Annotated in this window: 4 protein-coding genes and 3 pseudogenes; 1 reads left to right on the top strand and 6 read right to left on the bottom strand. The window is 67.2% G+C overall.

Annotation, left to right across the window (positions count from 1 at the left end):
* Positions 1-210: 210 nt before the first annotated feature.
* Positions 211-1,511, top strand: a pseudogene (locus EFK10_RS00665) (ISL3 family transposase).
* Between the two features lie 807 nt (positions 1,512-2,318).
* On the opposite strand, the gene EFK10_RS00660 reads toward EFK10_RS00665, so the two are convergent.
* The 6 genes and pseudogenes from EFK10_RS00660 to EFK10_RS00635 all read right to left on the bottom strand — a co-directional run.
* A complete protein-coding gene (locus tag EFK10_RS00660; protein WP_164835747.1) occupies positions 2,319-3,566 on the bottom strand; it encodes an IS110 family RNA-guided transposase in 1,248 nt (415 codons plus the stop codon).
* A 410-nt stretch (positions 3,567-3,976) separates the two neighbouring features.
* The gene (locus tag EFK10_RS00655; RefSeq protein WP_127353844.1) at positions 3,977-4,240 is read right to left on the bottom strand and encodes a hypothetical protein; all 264 of its coding nucleotides are present in this window, start codon (positions 4,238-4,240) and stop codon (positions 3,977-3,979) included.
* Positions 4,241-4,354: 114 nt separating this feature from the next.
* Positions 4,355-4,600, bottom strand: a complete 246-nt coding sequence (locus EFK10_RS00650) for a hypothetical protein (RefSeq protein ID WP_127353843.1) — start codon at positions 4,598-4,600, stop codon at positions 4,355-4,357.
* 7 nt (positions 4,601-4,607) lie between these two features.
* Positions 4,608-4,799 (bottom strand): hypothetical protein, encoded by a 192-nt coding sequence (locus tag EFK10_RS00645; RefSeq protein WP_127353842.1) that lies wholly within the window; start codon positions 4,797-4,799, stop codon positions 4,608-4,610.
* 337 nt (positions 4,800-5,136) lie between these two features.
* A pseudogene (locus EFK10_RS53720) lies at positions 5,137-5,259 on the bottom strand (IS630 family transposase); the annotation flags it as partial.
* Positions 5,260-5,418: 159 nt separating this feature from the next.
* Positions 5,419-6,315: pseudogene (locus EFK10_RS00635) on the bottom strand (group II intron reverse transcriptase/maturase); the annotation flags it as partial.
* Positions 6,316-6,396: the final 81 nt, after the last annotated feature.

The raw sequence follows: 6,396 nt of genomic DNA, 5'->3' as shown, positions 1-6,396 counted from the left end.
AAGTGGTACCTAATAACGTACCATTCTCGACGCTCTCCAGGCGGGGCGAACAGCTGATGGATTCAGCTATCCCAGCACCATCCCAGCCGGGGAAAAACGGCTCCCCTGTCGCTTCCGTGGGTCGTTGACCAGGCCTGATACACACAACACGCCGTACCCGGGGTACGTTTCGGCTTGCGAAAGAACGAAACGGAAGAACCTGGATACGGCGTGCGATCTACAAGGATATGGACTCGGCTGCTCGGTGTCGAAAGACCGTGATCGAGCTCGTGGAGGCCGAGGAGCCCGATGCGGGCGAGGACGGCCCGGAGGATGTGCTGATGGTGGTGCACGCCCGCCCGGCGAAGGGGCGTCGTCAGCGGTGCGGGATCTGTCAGCGCCGATGTGCCAGGTACGACAACGGTGAGGGCCGCCGACGCTGGCGGGCGCTGGACCTGGGCACCCTCCAGGCGGTGATCGAGGCAGACGCGCCGAGGGTGTCCTGCCCCGAGCACGGCGTGACGGTCGCCGCAGTGCCCTGGGCCCGGCACGGCGCCGGCCACACCCTGCCCTTCGACGACACCGTGGCCTGGCTGGCCACGCATTGCTCCAAGACCGCGATCACCCATCTGATGCGGATCGGCTGGCGCACCGTCGGGGCCATCTGCTCCCGGGTGTGGGCCGAGGTCGAGGAACGTGTCGACCGGCTGGCGGGCCTGCGCCGGATCGGGATCGACGAGATCTCCTACAAGCGCCACCACAAGTACCTCACCATCGTCGTTGACCACGCGTCAGGACGTCTGGTGTGGGCGGCTCCCGGGCGGGACAAGGCCACCCTGCGGAAGTTCTTCGACTTGCTCGGCGAGGAACGCTCCAGGAAGATCACGCATGTCAGCGCGGACGCCGCCGGGTGGATCGCCACCGTGGTCGCCGAGCACTGCCCGAACGCGTGCGCGTCATGGATCCTCCCCCAGGCTCCGCCCGGGGGTACCCCCATCCACACGGTTCAGTGGGCCACCGACGCCCTCGACGCGGTCCGCCGTCAGGTGTGGAACGACGAGCGCGGCGGCAATGGCCGCGCCACTGCCGGGTCGAAGTCCCTGAAGAAGGCCCGCTGGGCCCTGTGGAAGAACCCCGAGGACCTCACCACCGGCCAGCAGGCCCAACTCGCCTTCATCGCCAAAGCCCACCCGGTCTTGCACCGCGCCTACCTACTCAAGGAGGGTCTGAGGATGGCACTCAAGCAGGGCCAGGAAACCGCCCAGGCCCTGTGGGACTGGGTGCTGTGGGCACGGCGCAGCCGCCTGGAGCCCTTCGTGAAGCTCCAGCGCTCCATCGTCAAGCACTGGGACGCCATCACCGCAGCCGCCGATCACGGACTGAGTAACGGCCTGGTCGAGAGCATGAACACCAAGATCCGACTCATCACCCGCATGGCCTTCGGCTTCAAGGACGCCAACGCCCTTATCGCCCTCGCCATGCTCAGCCTCGGCGGACACCGCCCCCAGCTACCGGGCCGTCAAGCCACATAAGACCACCCACGGAAGCGACCGAAGAGCCGGAAAAACTAAGGGCCGGCTCGCGGAGGAGTCGACCCCTTCTGAACTGCATGTTTGCCACGTCAGCGACGTGGTGTTATTTCATCCGCTCACACGTTGAAGCGGAACGTTCCACGCACCTGCTCTGACCTGCGCCGACCCCCCGGGATGGCCTCTGACGTGCAGAAACTACCCTCAGCGATTCTCATGGGATCGCTGTGATTCTCGCCCCCATGTGCCCTGGATGTGCCCTGATCATGGTCCGAAGCACATGATTCTGACAATCTGCTCACCGTGAACGTCCCGGCAGTCGCGAGTGGGGCGGCCACGGCCTCGACCTGCGGCCCGCGCTCCACCACGAACGCGTACGCCTTGTCACGCCAGACCCGGCCGGTCCGGTCCAGCCCCACCCAACTGGACGATGTCGCTTGCGTCGTCGATCTACAGAGTCTCTGCGACATCCTGGACGGACCCGAAGTCCGGCCTCCACCCGCTCAGGTCTCCAAGGGGGGCGTCGTCCCGGGTGTAAGGACGCCCAGCGGGGACTACACCTGCGGCGTGGCCTGGCCGGACGAGCTCCCCTGCCGGATGTCTCTCGGCGGGTGGTGTCGGGCCTGCCGGAGATCATTCCCTCGGCGTGCCCAGGCGGTGCCCTTGAGCGCGGGTCAGCCGCGTCGGCCGGTGCGTGGCGGGGGCAGGTCGTACAGCCCCGCGGAGGCGGGCAGCCGGGTGGTGAAGGTGCAGATGCCGGGCAGATTCCGGAGCGCTTTGCCGTGGTAGACATCCGATGCGGTTGATCTGTCAAGCGGCAGCGGCCTCGGGTTTCTGGCAGAGGGTGGGGAAGGCGGTCGCTTCGTCGTAGTGGATGCGCTGGGTCAAGCAGTGGTGGAGGCAGCCGAGAAAGCGGTTGAAAAGGTTGCGTTGGGCGGCGGTGTGGCGGTCTTTGGCTTTGCGTCGCCGGTCGTAGTGGGCTCTGGCGCCGGGTGAAGCGGTCAGGGCGGAGAAGGCCCAGACGTAGCCGACGGCGGCCAGACGCTGGTTCTTGACGCGGCGTGCCTGGACCGAGACGCTCTTGCCGGACGCCCGGGTGACCGGTGCGGCCCCGGCGTAGGCCTTGAGTGAGCGTGCGTCGGCGAAGCGGGATCGGTCGTCGCCGATCTCGGCGAGCACCCGGGCGCCGGTGAGGGAGCCGAGCCCTGGGAAGCTGGTGATGATCTCGGCGTCCGGGTGCTTCTCAAAAGACTCCACCGCGGCCGCGGCGAGCTCGTCCGCGCTGGTGCAGGCCGCCTCGAGCTGTCTGAGCAGGGCCAGGGTCTTGGTGCCCATGGCTTTTTCGATCTGCGGCAGTTGACGCATTTGCGGGACGCGCAGGACGGCGTGGAGCCGGTCGGCCTCGGCCTCGATGCCGCGCTTGCGGCCGGCCTTCTTGACCAGGGCGCGCAGTTGGGGGCAGGTGAGCTTGGCGGCCTGGGCAGGGGTGGGTGCGGCGGCAAGCAGGGTGCGGGCAAGGGGCGAGGCGAGGCCGTCGCGCAGGTCGTGGACTGCCAACAGGAGGCCGGGGTAGTACTCGCGTAGGTGGGAGCGGAGTTTGTTGCCGGCCTGGGTGCGGTCCCAGACGGCGTCCTGCTGGGCGCGGGCCAGGACGGCGACGGCTTGGGCGAGTTCGCTGTCTGCGGGCAGGGTGCGGTGGGCGGCGGCATCGGTGCGCAGGATGTTGGCCAGGACCATGGCGTCCAGGTGGTCGGACTTCTTGCGGGAGACCGCGTGGCGGTCGCGGTAGCGGGCGGCGGCGAGGGGGTTGATCGCATAGACCGGGCGGCCGGTCGCCCGTAGGCAGGCCACCAGCAGACCGCGGGAGGTCTCGATGGCCACGGGAATGGGAGCCTGCTTGCTGTCGCCGTGTGTGGCGAGCAGATCAAGCAGTTGTTGCAGGCCCTGGGCGTCGTCGCTGATCCGGGCCTTGGCTAACAGTTCCCCTGCGTGGTCGATCAGGGCGAGGTCGTGGTGGTCGCTGGCCCAGTCGATGCCGCAGGTCACTCCTATGCTCATGATGGTCGACTCCGTCTCGGTCGCGGTTTTCGTCGTGGCTGGTCACAGCCGTGCGGGGCACGCGTCTCCCTAATGGCAGGGCTCGATGGCCCGTCATCCGATCAGTCGTTCGTGACCCCAGCGACCCGCAGGGCCCTCCGTCATGGACAGGAGCTCGAAGGCTCCCGGCGAAGTGAGAGGTGACCCCTGCGGGCGGCTCGGACCACAAACTGCAACGATCCGATCATCTGACCGGTTACGTCGTGGACGGCGGTGCGAGCGCACCAGTCACGATGGGCGGCTCGGCGGCCGCGGTGTGGAATGGGCATCGCACTGCCGCCGTCGTCCACGACATGGCCCACGGGCCCGCCCTCTTCCTCAGGGGTTCGAGACCCCGGGTGTCTGGTCAGCGGTACCCGCGAGGCTTCCGGTCAGCCGTCGACCTGTGTCTGTGCCGACCGAAGTCGCCGATTCAGTTCAGCCGAGTAGAAGTCCAGCACCTCGACGATGCCCTCCGCCGCGGTGCGGCCCAGGCGTGCGGGGCCGAGGAACTCGACCATGTCCTCCAAAGTGTCCGGCTGAGCGTGCGACAGCCAGTCGTCCAACCGGTCCAGGACATTGACCAGCCGCTCAACCTCACAGGCTTCCAGGACAACCTCGCCGTCCCGAACGTCCCCACGCGATTCTCGCTCCACCAACGCCACCTCCTACGAATCTGAAGAAGCACCGGACTTGGACCCGTCTACCACTGGAGATCCCGTCTCTGGCGGCTACGTCCAGGTCTCCCGTCCGGTGCCCTTACAGCCCCATTAGGCGGCGTCCGCGAAGATGTGAATGCGCCGGCCCCAATGGCAGGCGGCCAGCAGACGGAGCATGGACGGGGCGAGGTCGACTTTGCTCAGCTCCTGCTTGGGACGCCACAGCCGGGCCATCACCGGCAGGCAGACCGACCGGGGCAGGAAGGGCAGCTCGACGACCAGACCGATTACGACGAAGCAGGTCCCGGTCCGACCGGCTTGAGCCCGTGGCCGCGCCGTCGTGCTGCCAGGCCGCACCGAACACCTACTTGCCACGCCGTTTGAACAGTGTGTCGTCCACCGCGACCGTCAGCACCGCGCCCTCGGGCAGCAGGCGCCGCACGATCAGGTGGGACAGGGATACGCCCAGGATGCCCGGGGTCAAGTGGGCGCGGGAGAAGAAGGCGTGGGCGCGGTCGTGGGACCAGGCCCGCGTCAGCCCCGCACCACTGAGCATCCCCGGTCACCGTACCCCGCCCCGTCTGCGCGATCAGCCCTGTGACCAGCGCGGCGAAGGTGCGGAATGTTGGCGTGGTGAAGTTCCCCGCGTCGCTGGTCGCCGCGCTGGAGTTGGTGCGGCGGGTACGGTCGGGTCTTGAAGCATCGGCGGGTCCCTCCCCCGGAGGAGACGAAAGCACCGCCGATGCTTCTCTGCTATCCCCAGCCCGCGCAGCCAGATGACGCCGCATCACCCGCCCGAGCGACCCACACGACGATCAAACGAAAACGTCGAAAGCCGACTAATCTTACGCTTCACTGCAAACGGGCGCGGATGATCAGGTCGCGGTAGTCCTTCCTGCCATCGAGACTCGGCCCGACCCCCGTCCGCGTACTCGGACGACCGAGGTGCTGCCCTTGTGACCCCAGGTCCTGGCGCGCGGCGGAGTCATCGACTGCCGGGCCTCGTCGCTGAGTAGGCCCGGGGCGCGGTGCCGGGATTGCTCCCGGCGCGTTTCCCCGGACCTCTCGCCGAGTGAAGTAGGCCGCCGACGAGGTGCCCGTGGCGCGGGTCCTTTTCCGACGGCCCCTTCCCGAACCGGACGGGCCCGATTTCCAGGCATCCGGCTCTCCAGTGATCACATCCGTAGTACTGCGGTGGGACGCCCCGCGTGGATGTCTTCATGGCAGCGACGGCAGATCACAAGGGTCTTGCGCCGTCGCATCGCCATCAGATGGACCCATGCGGGTTTGTCCCGGCGTCCGGGCCGGTTGAGGTCAGCGAGTTTGCGGACATGGTGAACCTCAAGGTTCGTCCGCGCCTGGCAGATCTCGCAGCATTCGGCGAGGAGCCTGTGGATCAGCTCGTTGCGCTTCATGCTGGCCATGACCGGCCGGATGTCAGTAAGAACGGCCGTGCGTTGTCGTTTGAGCGGGATCCCGCCGAAGCGGGCGACCAGTGGCTTCTTCCCCTCGTCGCGGGGAACAGTGACCTGAATGCAGCGGCGCGGTCCGTCGGGTGTCTCGATGGTGTTCTTGTACTTCCGGGACATCTTCGTGACCGTCGACCGGTGTTTCCCGGCCAGCGTCTTCAGCATTGACGTCTCCATGACCCACTGGAGTCGGCCCAGGCGGAACACGTCCTGGGCGAGGAGGTAGTACTGGACCAGCCCTCGGAACTCGGCCTGGTACTTCGCGACGATGGTGAAGTCTTCATCGTGAAGCAACGGGCCTCGCTGAGCGGGCTGTCCCTTGCTCATGTAGAGCGCACACTTCTGCCTGATCACCTGTCGGGGCACGAAGAGTCCGATGGCGCCGTTGACCGCCCGACGATGCCGGGTGATCTTGGTATCAGCGTGTTGAACTCGGATCTCGTAGCCGAGGAAATGCGCCGCCTGGGTGGCGGCGTGAGTGATCAGCGTCTTGGGTTCGGACAGTTCCAGCTTGAGCTCGTCGCGGAGGAATGTCCGTATCTTCGACTTGATCTCCTCGGCCTCGCGCTTGGGACCGGCGAATCCCAGCAGCCAGTCGTCGGCTTATGCCGTGCGTCGGGTTATGCCGACCGTGTCCGGTGGGCCCTGGTGAGCGGGGCGGCCGTCCCCGATCGGTCGGCATAA

It is taken from the genome of Streptomyces soli (genome assembly GCF_003999195.1).
Taxonomy (GTDB): Bacteria; Actinomycetota; Actinomycetes; order Streptomycetales; family Streptomycetaceae; genus Actinacidiphila; species Actinacidiphila soli.
The sequence above is the reverse complement of the archived record's forward strand: the minus strand, read 5'-3'. Positions and strand labels throughout refer to the sequence as shown.